Here is a 17,989-nt window from a genome sequence, read left to right on the forward strand (position 1 = left end):
CGCCACTGTACGACGCCACTGTACGACGCCACTGTACGACGCCACTGTACGACGCCACTGTACGACGGTCCCTTCCGGGCCGTCGCTTAGAACCCCACGGGTTCAACCGTCTTGCCCTGTCGATTTGGTGGAAATTGGCAGTGGGAGGGCAGAATGATTCGGGGCAGAATGATGAAATGCATGTAAGCCAGGGTCAGAATCCCCGAACAAATGATAGGGCAGAGTTTTCTGCCACAATCACTGGCTGAAACAACGGCAAAATCGAGCATCACACGGTCGCGCCGGTCGGTTTGTGAGTTTCCGCGTAGTGCGTGGTAAGATAATCGCGAGCGGAAACTGATTGTCCTTGCGTGACGATCGTCTCAGAAACAGAAACAGAAACACCCCCGGCGAGCGAGTTCTCATGGATCGGTGGTTTTGCAGAGATGTCACCATGGTTCGTGCTGTGCTGTTGACTGCGTTGACGTTGGCGCCGAGCCTGCGATCGGTCGCCGATGACACACTTGGCAGTCTACTGGAACGCCATTGCCAGCAGTGCCACGGGGCTGACGACCCAGAGACCAATCTTCGAGTGGACAATCCGGATTTTTCGCTCGCGCCCGACTCGCCTGAATACGCCGCCGCAGGGAAACTGTTGGAGAGGGTGTACAACGCAGTCGACAGCGGTCAGATGCCGCCCGAGGATGCCGAGCCGCTGGCGATTTCGTCGCGACGGCAGTTGCTCCGCCTGCTCCGGAACCGGCTCCTGCAGGTCGCGAAAAACTCACCCGAGCGATCCCCGCATCGGCGTCTGACGGTAGAAGAGTACAACTACACCCTCAAGACACTCTTTGGTGTCGACGCCGAGTTCGCTGACATGCTTCCGGCGGATCCGATCTCCGAATCGGGATATCGAAATGCCCGCTCTCAGCTCGGTCTATCGTCACTGCAAATCGAGGCGTATTTGGACAGCGCCCGCCGCGCGGTCCAGCGTTATGTGCAATTTGGACCGATCGAAGACGATGTGATCCGATACCACATCGAATTCGAGGATCTGTATTACGCAACCGGTGATCGCTACGGAACTCGGAAACGTGCGCCCGCGGCAATCGATCGTGAAACCATGCTGGCACGTCGCGAACGAAATCTTGCTCAGACACCAAAGTACGTTGACCCGTTGGGGCCCAAGCTGCCGGGCGCCCATTCCGATGACGAAAAATTACGGGCGGCGATTCCCAAATTGAATCAACAGTACGTCGCGATTCCCCGCCGGCTGTCGACCGGCGAAATGGTCATCCGCCTACGGGCCGCCGGAACCGCTGACCGCAACGGGCGTTTCCCCCGCTTGCGCGTCGAGGCAGGGATCACACTCGGCGACGGTTGTTCGATTGACAGGCGATTGCTCGGCGAAGCGGATGTCACCGCACCAACTGACGATCCAGCGGTCTACGAATTCCGCATTCGCCTTGAAGATGTGCCGACCAAGGGGCCGCAGCGCCAGGAGGACACGTTTGATCGGTTAAGCGTGTTCGACATGGACCAGATCTACATTTCCAACGTCTCCTGCGACCCTCACGCCGTCTTCACGCTCGGCCGCGGAGGCTATCCCGATCCCGAAATCGGCTCTCAACGGATCGCTGGTGCGATCGATCAGATGGATCGAGATGGCGTCAATTTTCTGATGTTGGATTGCATGGAGATCGAGATGTTTCCTGGCCGGTCCGAATCGACGCCATCCTATCGTTGGCAGATCCCCAGCGTTGCCGTGGATCAAGATGATCGAGACGAGGCCATGATCGCAGAGTCGCTGCTCGCCGAGTTCATGCGCCAAGCTTACCGCCGGCCGGTCAGCGCCGATGAGATTTCCCAAAAGCTGAAATTATTCGGTGCCTTGCGGACCCGGTCTTATTCCTTTGAAGACAGTCTTCGCGAAACGATGACAGCGGTCCTCGTTTCGCCTGCGTTTCTGTTTCTGGAAGTCCCTTCCCCGACTCCGGCAAAGCGACGATCCGACTCGTCCTGCCCGCATCAGTTGGCGTCGCGGTTGTCCTACCTGCTATGGCTGTCGCCTCCAGATGATCATCTGATGATTCGCGCCAACGACGGATCATTGTTACAGCCCTGCGTGTTACACGAGGAAGCGGAACGGATGCTCGCCGATCCGCGGTGTCGCCGATTTCTGGAAAGCTTTTGTCGACAGTGGTTGCGTTTGGGGAGGTACCACAACATTGCGGTCGATCGTGACGCTTATCCGACCTATGACGAGGACTTTGCCGCGGCATCGATCCGAGAGACGATCGAGTGTTTTGTGGAGGTGTTTCAGAGCGATGCGAACGCCCTGGACCTGATTGATTCGGATTATGTGATCGTGGACGATCGGTTGGCCGAACACTACGGGCTGGCCGCCCCAACGTCGGGCGAGATGCAAAAGGTCTCGTTGCCGAAGGATTCCGTACGAGGCGGATTGCTGACGCAGGCAAGCCTGATGACCCTCAACTCCGACGGTGTCGATTCACACGCGATCCGTCGCGGCGTTTGGTTGCTGGACCGGATGCTCAATTCACCGCCGCCCCCACCGCCGCCAAACATTCCCGCAATCGAAATCGACGATCCCGAATTAGAAGGCCTGTCGCTGAAAGAGAAAATCCAACGCCACCGAGAACCGGGGGCCTGTCGCAATTGCCATGCGAAGATCGATCCCTGGGGCATTCCCTTTGAAAACTTTGATGCGACGGGGCGTTGGCGAAACGAGTGGCTTGCGTTTGAGGGCGATCAACGGGTGCGACGAGTCATTGATCCAGCAACGGTACTTCCAGACGGGCAGCGAATCGAAAACATCGTTGAATTGAAGCAGCACCTGCGACGTCAGCGAAGCGAGCAATTTGCCGATGCTCTGGTTCATCACCTGTTGACGTATACGCTGGGGCGTTCGCCCGACTATGCTGATCGACAGGACGTCGACGAGATCCGAAAACGTTTCAAAGCGTCCGGATACAAGCTGCGTGAGCTCGTCTTGGCGATCGTCGACAGCAAACTATTTCGGATCTAATCTCCCCGGGGCAAGGCCAGCGATGCGAACTTCGGAACCCACTCTACCGCGACGCCGGATCTTAACCGCGGCCGGATACACGATCGCGCTTCCGATGTTCGCATCCTTGCGCGACGTCCCGTTCGTACGCGAGGTTTGTGCAGCGGAACCGGAACGTTCGTCGTCCGATACCGAACACCAGCTGCCGAAACGGTTTTGTTGCATCTTTTTCCCCAATGGCGTCAGTCTGCCGCCGGCGGGACATCCGGCTCATGACGATTGGCACTGGTTTCCCCACCGTGAAGGACGCGACTACGTCCTCACACGTCCGCTGGAGCCCTTGGCCAACTATCGCGACGAACTGACCATTTTGTCTGGGCTTTCCCATCCCGCGATGCGATCGTCGATCGCTCATCTCACCGCCGATAGTTTTTTGACCGGAGCCGATTCGTCGCGTGAATACACCAACAGTATTTCGTTGGACCAGTTGATCGCCAAACACCTGGGAGCTCAGACCCGTTTTCCTTCATTGACTCTATCGAGTGACGGAGGAGTAGGAACGCCCGGCCGTACCCAAACGCTTTCGTTCTCCGCGTCAGGACGTCCGATCCCGAGTCTTTCGCAACCCCGCGCCATCTTTAACCGTTTGTTCGGCGTCCAGGAACAGACGGTCGCCGAACAACGCCGACGGTTCGGCCGAGATCAAAGCATCCTCGACAACGTCTTGGAGGAGACCGCAACGCTCGGTCAAGGGTTGTCCGCGGGCGACCGCCGACGCCTTGATGAGTACACGACATCGGTCCGGGAAATCGAAAAGCGATTGGCAAGCTCCGACCGGTGGCTGGACGTCCAGCGGCCGAACGTCGATCCGGCAGATTTTGAACTCGCGGCCACACCGCACGACGACGTTCAGGAGTACATCCGCGTGATCTACGATCTGATGTACGTCGCGTTTCTCACCGATTCCACTCGATCGATCACCTACCAGATCACGAGTGAAGACGCGAAAGGAATCGGCGATCGTTTCCCCAGTGCGATCGGATTGCCGGGACACCACTCTCTCAGCCACGGGACCGGCAAAGAAAACGGCTACGAGAACTGGGCACGGTACGATCAATTCCTGACGACGCAGTTCGCTTACTTCATCGAACGTCTTCGATCGACCTCCGATCCGTTCCAGCAAGGCTCGTTGCTTGATCACAGCTGCATCTTGTATGGGTGCAGCACGAGTCGCACCCACCAAGCCGTCAACTACCCGCTGATCCTTGCCGGTGGCAAAGCGATGGGATTCTCACACGGAACACACAAACGCTTCGACGAGTCTCGCTACCGCCTATCGGATCTTTACGTCACCCTCCTTCAGCAGTTTGGAATCGAAGCCGACCGGTTCGCCGACAGCACGACGTCGCTGAGTGAGGTTCTTGGCGTTTGACCGAGGAAAAGGGGGCAGATACCAAAAACGCGAATCACCCTTCGGGCCATTCGGTTCTTTGTACCTGACAAACGCAACCCGAAGATTTGATGCTGACAGAGCACTAAAGTCTTCGCACCGGAGTCTTTCCGCCCAGCGACAGGGCAAGCACCAGGACCAGAATCCCGCCGATCAATAGGCCTCCGCCGACGCCCAGGGCTTCTGCCGGCGAGGCGATGTAGAGCTGATGCCAATCCAGCGGACGCAGCTCGTCACCGCGGATCACCGCCGAGATCGCCCAGATCAAGAAACCGGCCCCGGTGACAAACAGGGCCACCGAAATCAGGCACGCCAGGATACGGCCGACTCGGGGAACCGCCAGCGCGACCCCGACGGTCGCCCCGATCAATCCACCCACGATCAAGCTGGTGATGTCAAATTGCATGGTTGAGATTCTCGTTGTCGTTTCGGTCGATCGCCATTCAGACGTAGCGACCATCGCCAGTAGGTAATCCCCCAGAGCGTCTGACGCTCCGCGGGCGGACTTCCACGCTCCGGCGAGCGTCACTGGGCGGGTGTCGATCAGGCGGGCGGTGTTGCATCATCCGATTCAGGGTGTTGGGGCGGTCGCCGTTCCAGCGGGCAGCAGACGCAACACTTGTTCGACCTGGCGGAGGTTTTCTTGCGTCTCGGGCTTGGAAAGCAGTTCTAAAATCGCGGCCGTCTGCCGAAGCATCTCCGGCATCCTCGTCACCACGTCCAGGAACTCGTCCGCGACGACCTCGCCCCCTCCCAGCCGCTCGGCCGATTCGTCGCCCAGTCGTTCGACGGTCGCCCGATCTAGTTGCAGCGTGATGCTGCCCTTGCCATGGATCGCGTTGCCGAAGCCGAGGTCGAGCTGGAACGCACCGTCAAGCTGCAGCCGGATCGGAGTCTCGGCGGGCGTGGTTGCAGAGTGTTTAGGCCGCTTGCCCTGTCTTTTTCTCCGCCCACGCTTTTTCAATCGCTTTTCGTTTTGGCCATCATCAGCGGGCCGGTCAACGGAATCGCGTTGTTGCGGTCGGTCCTGTGCATTGGCCGGGGCGTGCACGACCGCGACCGAAAGCAACAACACTCCGACCATCACGACGATGCCACGACCGCAGGAACCGCGACGCAGGCCAAATATTGTGTCTCGATCCAAATCCATCCTTCCCCGCCTCGCGGTATTACAGCGTCTTTCGGCAAACCGGACATCGTAATCAAACACGTCGGCGGACGTGTGGGGCCAAGCCCGTGACGAAGGGCGACGCGGCCAATCTTCACACGAAAACCTCGTAGAATGGATCCCCTACCTCCCTAATCTTCCTACCCCATCAACTTCCTCCGCTGCCCACCTTTGAAATCGGATTCAGCCCATGCCCCTTACCCGACATGTCCTCCTGGTCCTTGCCATCGCCTTCGCATCCCAGGCACGTGCCGATCGCTCGGATTGGGTGGAAGGCTCCTCCGCTCAAACCGACGGAGCGAACCGTGAACACTACAACCGCGCCGCGATCCTGCCCTGGAAGCACTTCATGGGAGATTGGCGCGACGCCACCGATGTCGCGCAAGGGGATGCCGCGTATGCCGAAGTCGAGGTCATCGACAACGACACGCCCAAACCGGTGCGTTGGAACGTCACGACGCTTGTCAAACAGTGGACGGCGCACGAGTTTCCCTGCCAAGGCATGTTCTTGCGCGTCACCGGTGATCGGGGCCGGATCGCCTTTGCCAGTCGAGAGCACGAGGATGCATCGCTGCATCCGACACTGCAGATCCGAGGGCCGAGCGGCACGATCAAGCTTACCGCCATCGCCGACACCCACCTGACCGCATCGACGTATCGCAGCCAAGGCCGCGCGAGGAAACTACGCGTCTCCGCCGAACCGGAACACCTGCTGGTCCGCTTCGATTGGAGCGATCTGGATCGATTCGGAGCGATCGATGAAGCGACGCTTGTTCTGCATTCGACCGAGCAATACGGGTCAGCGCGGATCGGTGTCTTTCGCTGTCGCCAGGGCCACGACGAACCGCCTTCGCCTCCGCGGTTGGGAATCGCCGCAAAATATGATCGTGACCGAGGGATTGAAGCCGATCCCCAGGTGGTCTTCGCCACCGGATTCGAACGTGACGACTGGCGCGAGGAATGGACCGTTGCCGAACCGGAAGACAAGATCGACGTGATCGCCGCCGACGCGAACTTTCAAAACTTTGAAGCTCTACAAAAGCGTGCCCTGCGTTCACGCATCGCCAAGGGAGCGTTTACTGCACTGAACACGACCTACAAGTTCGAGAAAGAAACGGGTGACGAGCCCGAAGAGATCTATTTCCGCTACTACCTGCGGTTGGCCGATGATTGGAATCAGACCCTTCAAGGCGGCAAGCTGCCGGGGATCAGTGGCACGTACGGACGTGGTGGCTGGGGCGGTCGCAAGAGTGACGGCGTCAACGGCTGGTCCGCGCGGGGACTGTTTCGCATGACCGTTCCGGATGGCAATCCGCTCGCCGGAACGACGCCGGTCGGATTTTATTGTTACCACGCCGATATGAACGGAAACTACGGCACCAACTGGATCTGGAACAAGGACTACCGCGGCTATCTGGAAACGAACCGTTGGTACGCGATCGAGCAACACTGTCGGCTCAATACGCCCGGCGAAATCGACGGCGTGTTAAGAGCCTGGGTCGACGGCCGGTTGGCGTTCGAGAAAGCCGATGTCCGCTTTCGCTTGACCGATGCATTGAAGATCGAGCAAATCTGGATGAACGTGTACCACGGCGGCAAACAAGCCTCGCCCCACGACCAGCACCTGTTCATCGACAACGTCGTCATCGGCAAAGACTACATCGGACCGATGATGGCTACCGCCAATAACCGTTGACGTCTTGAAAGAACTGATAATTGGCCGGCGGTGCACCGATGGCGCCGGGCCAGTCGTGGCGGCCCTTGATCCGCGGGCCGTTGGCCGCCGGTTGCGACTGGCGGGACCACGTCGACGTCTTTCGCCAAGACGAAACAGGTTGCCGGGTCGAGTAAGTGCGGGGGACCGAATACGTGCGGCCGCGGAACAGCCGGAACCCGCGGCCCGCCGTGGCTGTCCCCACGTCACCCAGATTGATTGTCCCCATAACGACGACAGCCGCGAATAACCACACACAGGATCGACGCATCACTTCTCTTCCTCGATTTCAAATTTCAGGCGGGCCATTGGTTACCGCTCGATCGAACCGCCGCAACCAACACTTCAGTTTACCAAGCGGAAGGGGTGAAATTGTGTTACGAGCAAACCGGAAAAAAACTGGCCGAGTGTATTGCCCAAAACCAGCATCAGGATCCCGGAGGTAGCGGAAGCCGCCAAGGCTTTCGGCAAGCGGCAGGCGAAACTCTTGGCGAGTTCCGCTACCCTCGACCGAGCTGCGGTGCCGCCCCGGGGCGAATTCACCCTCCCGGCACACGATTTAGCCCGCTGACACAATCTTCTCACTGTTCTACGATAGGCCTCTCCAGAATTCTTCCCACGCAACGAAGAACACCTTTCCGATGAGCATCGCGTCGACCCAGCCTTCCTCCGGCACACCTATGTCCAGCGAATCGCGAACCAATGGCTCCGCAGCCACCCGTATCCTCAACTTTGTGGACGGGTTCTCCAAACGGCACATCGGGCCCTCCCCGTCGGACCTGGAAACCATGCTCGCGACGGTCGGTTTTGACTCGCTGGAGGGGCTTTCCGACGCGACCGTTCCCGGCGACATTCGGCTCGAATCGGAGCTGGAGATTCCCGAGGCGCGGGGCGAACGAGAGTTTTTGTCGGCACTGAAAACGATCGCAGGCAAAAATAAGGTTCACCGGTCGTGCATCGGCATGGGCTACACCGACACGGTCACCCCGCCGGTGATTCTGCGCAACGTGTTGGAGAATCCGGGCTGGTACACCCAGTACACGCCCTACCAGGCGGAAATCGCCCAAGGCCGGTTGGAAGCATTGTTGAACTTCCAGACCATGATCGCCGACCTGACCGGATTGCCGTTGGCCGGTGCCAGTCTGTTGGACGAAGCGACCGCGGCGGCCGAAGCGATGACGATGTGCTATTCGATCGCCTCGCATAAGAAAACCGGCTTCTGGGCCAGTGATGATTGCCACCCCCAAACACTCTCGTTGCTGCAAACACGCGCCGACGGACTTGGGATCGACCTGAAGATCGGCCCCATCGAAGACATCGATTTCGAGCATGGCGCAGGCGGGTTGTGTGGGTTGCTGGTTCAATACCCGACCAGCGATGGCCGCATCGAAGATTACCGCGACGTCGCCGACAAAGCCAAACAGTGCGGCTGCATGACGGTTGCGGCGGCCGACATCCTGGCGCTGACCGTGTTGACGCCGCCGGGCGAGTGGGGCGCGGACATCTGTGTCGGCAGCGCCCAACGCTTCGGCGTGCCGATGGGCTTGGGCGGACCGCACGCGGCTTACATCGCGACACACGATAAACATGCCCGCAAGCTGCCCGGACGCATCATCGGGATCTCCAAAGACGTGCACGGCAATCGCGCACTGCGGATGGCGATTCAAACCCGCGAACAACACATTCGCCGCGACAAGGCCACCAGCAACATCTGCACCGCCCAGGCCTTGCTGGCGATCATCAGCTCGTTCTATGGCGTCTACCACGGCCCCGACGGCTTGACCGATATCGCCCGCCGCACCCAAGCCTACACCGCCGCCCTGGCCAAGGGCCTGGCGCGACTGGGGCACGAAACACTCGGCGGCGGACCGATCTTTGACACCATCCGCATCCGGCTTGGCAAAGGCCGCACGCATGCAGCCCGTCAGGTCGCCGATGCCGCCCGCGAACGGCTGATCAACCTGCGTGAATACGAGGACGGGACCCTGGGCGTCACGTTGGACGAAACCGCCGACCGCGCGCTCGTGGCCGACCTGCTGGCCGCGTTCAACTTCGGGCACTACACCGGATTCGACGTCGATGAACTGGTCAACGAAGCCGACGCCGACGGGACCTTGGACCTGGGCGCGTTCACCCGCACGTCGGACTTCATGACCCACGAAGTCTTTCACAGCTATCGCAGCGAAACCGAATTGCTGCGTTACATCTTTAAGCTGATGGGCCGCGACCTCTCGTTGGCCAACAGCATGATCCCGCTGGGGTCCTGCACGATGAAGTTGAACGGGACCAGCGAGATGATCCCGGTGACCTGGCCCGAATTCGCGAACATCCACCCCTTTGCCCCCGACGTCCAGTGGCGCGGCTACACGCACATGTTCCGCGAACTGGAACGCTGGCTGTGTGAAGTCACCGGATTCGCCGCGGTCAGCTTGCAACCCAACGCGGGATCGCAAGGTGAATACGCCGGGTTGTTGGTGATCCGGGCCTACCACGAACACATGGCCAGGAAGGAAGGCCGGGAAAATGTTCGCAACGTTTGCTTGATCCCGACTTCCGCTCACGGAACCAACCCGGCATCGGCGGTGATGGCCGGAATGAAAGTCGTGGCGATCAAGTGTGACGACCGCGGCGACATCGACATGGATGACCTGCGAGCCAAAGCGTCACAGCACGCTGATCACTTGTCCGCGTTGATGATCACCTACCCTTCCACCCACGGCGTCTTTGAACCGACGATCCGTGAAGTGTGTGACGTGATTCACCAGCATGGCGGTCAAGTCTACATGGACGGGGCCAACATGAACGCCCAGGTCGGTTTGACCAGCCCGGGCATCTGTGGCGCCGACGTCTGCCACTTGAACTTGCACAAGACGTTCTGCATCCCCCACGGCGGCGGCGGCCCCGGCATGGGCCCGATCGGCGTGGCCAAACAACTCGTGCCGTTCCTGCCCGGACACCCCGTCGAACGCCCCGACACCGCCGGCGAATTTGCGATCGGCCCAGTCGCCGCGGCCCCGTATGGCAGCCCCAGCATTCTGACGATCAGCTACGTCTACATCGCCCTGATGGGCGCCGCGGGGCTGAAGAAGGCCACGCAAGTCGCGATTTTGAACGCCAACTACATGGCCAAGCGACTCTCCGAACACTATGACGTGCTCTACACCGATGCCAACGGATTCGTCGCGCATGAATTCATCATCGATTGCCGCAGCTTCGAGAAAACCGCCGGCATCAAAACCGACGACATCGCCAAGCGTTTGATGGATTACGGATTCCACGCGCCGACGATGTCCTGGCCCGTCGCCGGAACGCTGATGATCGAACCGACCGAGAGCGAATCCAAGGAAGAACTGGATCGTTTCTGCGACGCCTTGATCGCGATCCGCAAAGAGATTGCGACGATCGAAGACGGCCAGATGGATCGCGACGACAACCCGCTGCACAACGCCCCGCACACGATGCATGAAATCGGCAGCGATGACTGGTCGCACCCGTACACTCGCGAGCAAGCCGCCTGGCCAGCACCCTGGTTGCGCGACGCAAAATTCTGGCCCACCGTCGGTCGCATCGACAACACCTACGGCGATCGCAATCTGGTCTGCGCCTGCGTCCCGATGAGCGATTACGAATAGCAGCCAGGGAGAGGCTGCGAGCCCGTCGGTCGCATCCCACGCCAGCGGGAAGCGTGAGCGAGCGACCCGGGGTCACTCGCCCCAACACCAGCGACCTCAGTCGGAGCCTTGGAACGAGGTCGGAGCGTGGGGTAAGATCTCGGCCTGTCGCTCAACCCACCAACCGGACTGTTAGAAACCATGAAGCCCACCGACATTCGCATCACCGGCGTTCGCACCAGTTACGAACACCACGATTACCGCACGACGATGAAATTCGGCGGCGTGCCGGTCGACAAAGCGACGGTGTTGAACGTCCACTGCGACGTCGTCACCCGCGACGGCAAGACGGCGACCGGATTCGGATCCATGCCGTTGTCGAACATCTGGGCGTTCCCGTCGCGTCAGATGGATTACGACCAGACCCTGGGGGCGATGACGACACTGGCCGGGCGATGTGAAGCGATCGCCGCCGATTACGCCGAATTCGGCCATCCGGTCGATCTTGGTATGGCACTCGAACACCTGTACTTGGGCGCGGCGGCGGATGTCAGCAAGGAATTGAACCTGGTCGAACCGATTCCGATGCTGGCCACGATGGTCACCGGCAGCCCCTTCGACGCAGCGATCCACGACGCCTTCGGCAAAGTCCATGGCAAAAACTGTTTCCAGACCTACGGCCAGGATTTCATGAGCCGAGACGTCGGTGCGTACCTCGGCGCCGACTATGCCGGCGACTGGATCGGCGACTTCTTGTTGGACCGGCCCAAGCCTCAAATGCCGCTGTATCACCTGGTCGGCGCGCTCGACCCGCTCGACGACGGCGAATTGGACAAGCCCACCGGCGACGGATTGCCCGACACGTTGCCCGAGTGGATCCGGTACAACGGATTGACGCACATGAAGCTCAAGCTGAACGGCGACGACGTCAAATGGGACCTGGAACGGATCGTCAAAGTCGACCGCATCGCCACGGAAACCCAGGCCGAACGGGGCGTCGACACCTGGTTCTATTCGTTGGACTTTAACGAACGTTGCCCCCACGTCGATTATCTGATCGAGATGCTCGAAAAGCTACGCGAGCGAACCCCCAAGGGGTTTGATCGCGTCCAGTACATCGAACAACCGACCGCGCGTGACTTGAAGGCGCACCCGGAAAACAAGATGCACGAAGCGGCGAAGCTGAAACCTGTCGTGATCGATGAATCGTTGACCGACTTGGAATCGCTGATGCTGGCTCGCGAGATGGGCTACACCGGCGCGGCGCTCAAAGCGTGCAAGGGTCAATCGCAATCGATGTTGATGGCCGTCGCCGCGCAGAAACTGGGGCTGTTCCTATGTGTCCAGGACTTGACCTGCCCGGGCGCCTCGCTGATTCACTCGGCCGCCATCGCCGCCCACGTCCCCGGCGTTGCGGCGATCGAATCCAACTCGCGGCAGTACTGCCCCAAGGCCAACCTGCCCTGGGAAGACAAGTTCCCCGGGATCTTTGTCGTGCGAGACGGGTCGATGGACACCAGCTGCCTGGACGGCGTCGGCCTGGGTGCGGTGTGAAACCGGCCCCCTGTTAGAGGTTGTTGGATTTTGGCATTTTCGATTCCGCTGAACTCTCTTGAGATCAGCCGTTTGGCGCCAGCCTACGGGCTTCCATTGACACGGGCCTCCATTGGCACGGGGGCCCGAACGCTTGCGCGAATCGGCTGATATCACTCGTGTTTCGCCGCCCGATGGCTACTGTAAGTCTTGACGGGGACCTTGGGCGATGCCCAAGGCTTTGGGTGTGAATGGCCTTTGGCCGAATTCTCTCGGTGCAAGCCACTTCGATCAACACGAGCAATCAATCTTCCGGAACCCGGTTGATCGTCCAGTAAATCTCTTCTTCGAAATCCTGGCCGTCGCGGGCCTTGACCTTCAACAACACGTGAACTTGATCGACCGGTTTTAGGTCGGGGACGTTCAACAACACGCTCTTGCCGTCGCTGCCCAGCGAGACGCTGGTGACGTTCATCGGGTCGACGCCGATCTGGCCGGTTTCCGGTGAATACATCTCCGACCCATAAGATTTCTCCCAGCGATAGTTCCAGTGGGTGACGTCATAGGAGGCCAAGTCGGTTGCCGAGACGACATCGAGCGGGAAATTGAACCGCAGCTTCAATCCGTCGGCTTGGACCTTGCAGTCGCTGACCATCTTGTGCGGTCGCCCGGTGTAGCGGAGCCGCTGGATCCCTTTGTCGGCCAACCCGATCCGGCCGCCGCCGTTCCAGCCTTGCAGCCCGGTGGCGTAGACCTGGCCGTCGCCCGGATTGACTCGGGCACGCATGATGCCGGTGCTGAAATCGAACGGCAGCTTGATGATTGCCGCTTGAGAAACATCAGCGAAATCTTGAATCATCGTGTAGTACATCCATCCTTTGCCGAAACTGGTGTGCAGCAAGTGCCCCGACAACGGTCCCCAACGCTCGTCATCGACCCAGGCTTGCCCGCCACAGGAGTTGTCGAATTCCTGGGGCATCCAAACCAGCGGCGGGTCAAACGATTCCGGCGGGACGACCTTGTCCAAGTCGATCGTTCCGCCGCCGGGCGACCACATTCCGGGGATCGAATAGTTGCCGACCCAGCCGTAGAAACCGCCCGGTTTCAGCAGGCTGATCTTGGATGCCGGTGTCCATTGCCCTTGATTGTCGCTGGCGACGATGCGTCCGTCGGGCAAGCTGCCCATTCCGTTGGGCGTGCGGAATCCGGTGCAGTACACTTCGCGATGCCGACCGTCGGCGGAAACCTTGATCACGGCGCCGGGGATGTCGGAGTCGGTGCCATGGCCGCTTTTGGCATAGTAAAAGTTCCCTTCGTTATCGGTTTGCAAGTCAAAGTTGAAGGCGTGAAAGTTGACCGAAACATCTTGGTCGGCGCTATAACTCTCATAGAAATCCGCTTCGCCGTTTGAGTCGACGTCATGCAATTTGACCAACCGGTCTTTGCAGGTCACGAACACGTTCCCATCGACGACTTTAACGCCGAAGGGTTCGTACAAGCCGCCAGCGAATCGCTTCCATTTCAAATTCAACAAGTCGGCGTCGATTCCCGAAACAATCCAAATGTCACCGCCGTGTGTGGCCAGCGCCATGCGTCCGTCGGGAAAAAAGTCCAACGCGGATGTTCGGAACCAAGTGTTGTACGGCGTGGATTCGGGAATGGTGATCGTGTCGAGTGCATAGGCACCGCGTTCCAAGCCGAGGTAACCGGTGGTGGTCAGCACGTCCGGCCACAACAGCGGACCGCCGGATATCAATCGATCGAAGTCCAGCGGTGATGCGGCGGGACGATGCTGGGCGATGTGAGCTTGGAATTGGGCCAGCGAAGCGTGATCGTCTGGAGCACTCGCCCCAGTCGTTGACCGACCTGAAATGCAGTGGACGTCGATCTGTCGTGTGTGCTCGCTCGCCGGAATCACGAGTTGCAAGCGGTTCTTTGCGTCGATCTTCCAGGTCAATCCGCCGACATTGCCGCGGACGGCCGCGGCGGTGAATCGATCGAACGATGCTCCCGTTTTGTCGGTGACCACGGCGATCACTTCGGCGGCATCAGCCTTCGAAGTGTTGACTTGATGGCGTCCGCCGTCGACCGGAACCCACCTCGGCCCCTTCCAAGATGCGTCTGCCTGGGCGACTGCCAGCACAAGCGATTTCCCCGGCCCGATCCGCAGCGAATGTCGCACCGAATTTTGCAGCGTCCCTTGCGTCGGCATCTCTAGGATCTCCCGACCGTCGATGGAGTAGCGAAGCACCAACTGGTCGCCGTGCAGGTAGTGGCCGCGATAGTCCATCCATTTCGTCGGCATCGGCCCGCGTGGCAACAACTCCTCACGCGAGTAGTCGAGCGTTCCATCATGACCCCACTGCCAACCCGCCAGCCCATCGATCAGGTTGCCCGACGGGTTTGCCGTTCCCTCGCCGCGTCCACGAACGTGCTGGGTGTTGCTCAAATCCAGAAATCCGTCACGCCAGATCCCGGCCTGGTTCATCGTGTGCAAGTCGTACGAAATGGTCAGCTCCCCCAACTTGACCGTCAGCACGCTGCTGAACTTGCGTTCCAATTGGGAAGCCAGCGCGGGTCCGAAATCGCGCTCGACATTTTCGATTTCGGTGCCGTCTTTGGTTCCCGCTGGCAGGCCAGCCAGGTAGGCCTTGTCGACTTTGAAGTAATCGGGGTTGGCCGGCTTCATGAACTGCTCGCGGATGTAGTGCACGACCTGATAACGTTCTTTGGGCGTCAGGTGTGACATCGGAGCCATCAACCCGTTGCCCTGCGTCAGCGTCATGAACATCCGGTAGGGATCGCTACCGAACTTCAGTTTTTGAGTCCCGAAGGCACGGGCGGTGGGCAGGGAGGGCGTGTTGCCGTCATTGCCGTGACAGTTGAAACAATAGCCGTGGTAGATCGCTTTGCCGGCATCGAAGTCACGCGATCGCATCCCCTTGATGATGCCCGCGTGATCCAGATCCACCGAGTCGTCTTTGACGGCCAATTGCTGCGGCGACGGCTTGAGTGCGGCGGCCCGGTCACGTCCGCCCGCGGCGACTTCGGTGATGTAGCGGACCAGGTCCAGAAAGTCGCGCTGTTCGCCCAGCGATCCGACCAGCCCCTCCGGCATCATCGACTTGGACGCCGGTTTCATTTGAGTGATTTCGTCACGCTGAAGGACCGTTTCGCGAGTCAAGTCCGAAGCCGATCGAAGCGTGACGGAGTCCGCGGTCTCGGCCGCGATCAATCCCGTCACCACCGTCCCGTCGTCCATCAGCACGTTGGTCGTCTGGTATCCCTGGCGGATTTTCTTGGACGGATCCAACAACGATTCGATGACGTCTTGCTCGCTGACGGCCCCGAGCGTGGCCAAATCGGGCCCCAAGGGCGTCGCATCGTCTCCGCTGCCATGGCAATTTACGCAGGCGGCCGCCGATTTATAGAACACCAACGCGCCGCGCCGTGCGTCTCCCCGCAACCGCACTTGATCGGCCAGAACATCGAGATCGGCACTTCGGAGCTGTTGTTCCAAGTTTTCGGGATGCCGGAGCGTTTCGGCCGGGGCGGCAGAGGCAATCAGGGAAGCCGAGATCAGGATCAGGCAACGACAGAAAGAATGCATAAGAATCTTGATAAACAGAACCGGAAGGCGGGATCAATGCGGCCCCACAGTTTACACGCTCCCAAATGCCAGCGGGACGCGTCAGCGAGCGGCCACGTGCTGGCATCCCCATGCCAGCGGGACGCGTCACGGCCCGTTGATTTAGTCCGATCACACGCGGGATCAGCCGTTTCGCGCGAGCGCACGGGTTTCCTATCCCAAGAAAACGCACTGGCGCCCGTAGGCTCGCGCCAAACGGCTGATTAAATCAACGGGCCGGCCAGCGAGCGGCCCGGGCTGGCATCCCATGCCAGCGGGAAGCGTGAGCGAGCGACCCGGAATCCACTCCACCCCAATCGCCGGCCACTGGCTCACGCCACGTGCTGGCATCGTGCTCACGATTTCGTCTATCCTAATAGGCCCCCCACATGCGCACTGGATTCAAGGTGCCTGTCCTTATTTCTCCCCGCCTACCTAAGAACGAACCATGCTCCGAGTGACCGCGATCCGCCTTGCGCTGATCAGCTTTGCCCTGTTCCTGCCGCGTTGTCTGGACGCGGCAGACGCCAAGCCGAATTTTGTGATCATCTTTGCCGACGACCAGGGCTACGGTGACCTGGGGTGCTTCGGATCGACGAAGATCAAAACGCCGAACATCGACCGGATGGCCGCCGAAGGACGCAAATTCACCAACTTCATGGTCGCCTCGCCCGTCTGCACCCCTTCGCGCGCCGCCTTGCTGACCGGTTGCTATCCCAAACGCGTCGGGATGCACCAGCACGTCTTGTTCCCCGCATCGACCAAAGGCCTGAATCCGACCGAGCACACCATCGCCGACCATCTGAAGGCGCAGGGCTACGCCACGGCATGCTTCGGCAAATGGCACTTGGGGCACCACCCCGAAACGCTGCCGCAACAAAACGGGTTCGACACGTATCTTGGCATCCCGTACTCCAACGACATGAACCATCCCGACAACAAGGGCAAGCCGAAGGTGCCGTCGGACGAATTGTGGAAGAACCAGGAAAGTGCGGTGACGCTGTGGAAGACGCCGCTGATGGAAAATGAAAAGATCGTCGAGTTGCCGGTCGATCAACGGACCGTCACGCGGCGCTACACCGACCGCGCCGTCGACTTCATCCAGGCGAACAAGGACCGCCCGTTCTTTCTGTACCTGCCGCATTCGATGCCGCACATCCCGTTGTACGTCCCGGAAGACGCCTACGACCCCGATCCGCAGAACGCGTACACCTGCGTGATCGAGCACATTGATGCCGAAGTCGGACGGGTGATGGACACGATTCGCGAGCTCGATCTGGCCGACAACACCTACGTGATCTACACGTCCGACAACGGCCCCTGGTTGCAGTTTAAGAACCACGGCGGGTCGGCCGGACCGCTGCGGGCCGGCAAGGGCACGACGTTCGAAGGCGGCCAACGTGTGCCGTGCGTGATGTGGGGCCCCGGACGTATCCCCGCCGGTACCGAGTGCGACCAGTTGGTCGGCACCATCGACCTGCTGCCGACCATCGCCGCGATCACCGATTCGCCGCTTGCCAAAGACCGAAAGATCGACGGCATGGACGTCTCGGGACTATTGTCCGGAACCTGGGATCAAACGCCTCGTGAGGAATACTTGTATTACACCTCGCAAGGCGAGATCGAAGGTCTGCGCAAAGGCCAGTGGAAGCTGTTGGTCAAGAAGAAGCGTCCGCCGCGGAATCGACCCAACGCCAAAGTCCCCCCGCCGGAGATTCTTCTTTTCGATCTATCGAACGACATCGGCGAGCAAACGAATCTGGCCGATGAAGAATCTGAACTTGTCGCTTCGATGCAATCACGGATGGAAGCACTCGACGCCGAAGTCACCGCCAACGCCCGAGAGCCCTGGCGGAAATAGAACGAGAGGCTTCCAGC

General features: G+C 60.0%; 10 protein-coding genes. 6 read left to right on the forward strand and 4 right to left on the reverse strand.

Annotated elements, in window-relative coordinates; genetic code table 11:
• The first annotated feature begins 433 nt into the window (after window positions 1-433).
• Together Mal15_RS02325 and Mal15_RS02330 are read left to right on the forward strand one after the other, a co-directional pair.
• Window positions 434-3,028, forward strand: a complete 2,595-nt coding sequence (locus tag Mal15_RS02325) for a DUF1592 domain-containing protein (RefSeq protein WP_167546592.1) — start codon at window positions 434-436, stop codon at window positions 3,026-3,028.
• A gap of 22 nt (window positions 3,029-3,050) precedes the next feature.
• Window positions 3,051-4,439, forward strand: coding sequence for a DUF1552 domain-containing protein (locus Mal15_RS02330; protein WP_167546593.1), 1,389 nt, complete (start codon window positions 3,051-3,053; stop codon window positions 4,437-4,439).
• Window positions 4,440-4,542: 103 nt separating this feature from the next.
• On the opposite strand, the gene Mal15_RS02335 is transcribed toward Mal15_RS02330, so the two are convergent.
• Together Mal15_RS02335 and Mal15_RS02340 are read right to left on the reverse strand one after the other, a co-directional pair.
• Window positions 4,543-4,863: a hypothetical protein gene (locus tag Mal15_RS02335; protein WP_147866277.1), complete on the reverse strand. Its 321-nt coding sequence runs from the start codon at window positions 4,861-4,863 to the stop codon at window positions 4,543-4,545.
• A 165-nt stretch (window positions 4,864-5,028) separates the two neighbouring features.
• Complete coding sequence (locus Mal15_RS02340; protein WP_147866278.1) at window positions 5,029-5,607, reverse strand: hypothetical protein; 579 nt, start codon at window positions 5,605-5,607, stop codon at window positions 5,029-5,031.
• A gap of 208 nt (window positions 5,608-5,815) precedes the next feature.
• Between Mal15_RS02340 and Mal15_RS02345 the strand changes: the two genes are divergently transcribed.
• Window positions 5,816-7,321, forward strand: a complete 1,506-nt coding sequence (locus tag Mal15_RS02345) for a polysaccharide lyase (protein WP_147866279.1) — start codon at window positions 5,816-5,818, stop codon at window positions 7,319-7,321.
• On the opposite strand, the gene Mal15_RS02350 is transcribed toward Mal15_RS02345, so the two are convergent.
• A complete protein-coding gene (locus Mal15_RS02350) occupies window positions 7,302-7,610 on the reverse strand; it encodes a hypothetical protein (RefSeq protein WP_147866280.1) in 309 nt (102 codons plus the stop codon). The two genes, Mal15_RS02345 and Mal15_RS02350, sit on opposite strands and share 20 nt — an antisense overlap.
• Before the next feature lie 409 nt (window positions 7,611-8,019).
• Here Mal15_RS02350 and gcvP point away from each other — a divergent pair, with 409 nt between their 5' ends.
• A complete protein-coding gene (gene gcvP / locus Mal15_RS02355) occupies window positions 8,020-10,971 on the forward strand; it encodes an aminomethyl-transferring glycine dehydrogenase (RefSeq protein WP_233903237.1) in 2,952 nt (983 codons plus the stop codon).
• A 180-nt stretch (window positions 10,972-11,151) separates the two neighbouring features.
• Window positions 11,152-12,504: an enolase C-terminal domain-like protein gene (locus tag Mal15_RS02360; protein WP_147866282.1), complete on the forward strand. Its 1,353-nt coding sequence runs from the start codon at window positions 11,152-11,154 to the stop codon at window positions 12,502-12,504.
• A 283-nt stretch (window positions 12,505-12,787) separates the two neighbouring features.
• Here the strand turns inward: Mal15_RS02360 and Mal15_RS34500 are convergent, their stop codons facing one another.
• Complete coding sequence (locus Mal15_RS34500; RefSeq protein WP_233903238.1) at window positions 12,788-16,093, reverse strand: DUF6797 domain-containing protein; 3,306 nt, start codon at window positions 16,091-16,093, stop codon at window positions 12,788-12,790.
• A 466-nt stretch (window positions 16,094-16,559) separates the two neighbouring features.
• Between Mal15_RS34500 and Mal15_RS02370 the strand changes: the two genes are divergently transcribed.
• Window positions 16,560-17,972, forward strand: a complete 1,413-nt coding sequence (locus Mal15_RS02370) for a sulfatase family protein (RefSeq protein ID WP_147866283.1) — start codon at window positions 16,560-16,562, stop codon at window positions 17,970-17,972.
• The last annotated feature ends 17 nt before the right edge of the window (window positions 17,973-17,989 follow it).

The sequence above is a fragment of the Stieleria maiorica genome (assembly GCF_008035925.1).
GTDB classification, from domain to species: domain Bacteria; phylum Planctomycetota; class Planctomycetia; order Pirellulales; family Pirellulaceae; genus Stieleria; species Stieleria maiorica.

Coding starts and splice junctions, on each gene's coding strand:
- Mal15_RS02325 (WP_167546592.1), top strand. CDS start 434: ATGGTTCGTGCTGTGCTGTTGACTGCGTTGACGTTGGCGCCGAGCCTG.
- Mal15_RS02330 (WP_167546593.1), top strand. CDS start 3,051: ATGCGAACTTCGGAACCCACTCTACCGCGACGCCGGATCTTAACCGCG.
- Mal15_RS02335 (WP_147866277.1), bottom strand. CDS start 4,863: ATGCAATTTGACATCACCAGCTTGATCGTGGGTGGATTGATCGGGGCG.
- Mal15_RS02340 (WP_147866278.1), bottom strand. CDS start 5,607: ATGGATTTGGATCGAGACACAATATTTGGCCTGCGTCGCGGTTCCTGC.
- Mal15_RS02345 (WP_147866279.1), top strand. CDS start 5,816: ATGCCCCTTACCCGACATGTCCTCCTGGTCCTTGCCATCGCCTTCGCA.
- Mal15_RS02350 (WP_147866280.1), bottom strand. CDS start 7,610: ATGCGTCGATCCTGTGTGTGGTTATTCGCGGCTGTCGTCGTTATGGGG.
- gcvP (WP_233903237.1), top strand. CDS start 8,020: ATGTCCAGCGAATCGCGAACCAATGGCTCCGCAGCCACCCGTATCCTC.
- Mal15_RS02360 (WP_147866282.1), top strand. CDS start 11,152: ATGAAGCCCACCGACATTCGCATCACCGGCGTTCGCACCAGTTACGAA.
- Mal15_RS34500 (WP_233903238.1), bottom strand. CDS start 16,093: ATGCATTCTTTCTGTCGTTGCCTGATCCTGATCTCGGCTTCCCTGATT.
- Mal15_RS02370 (WP_147866283.1), top strand. CDS start 16,560: ATGCTCCGAGTGACCGCGATCCGCCTTGCGCTGATCAGCTTTGCCCTG.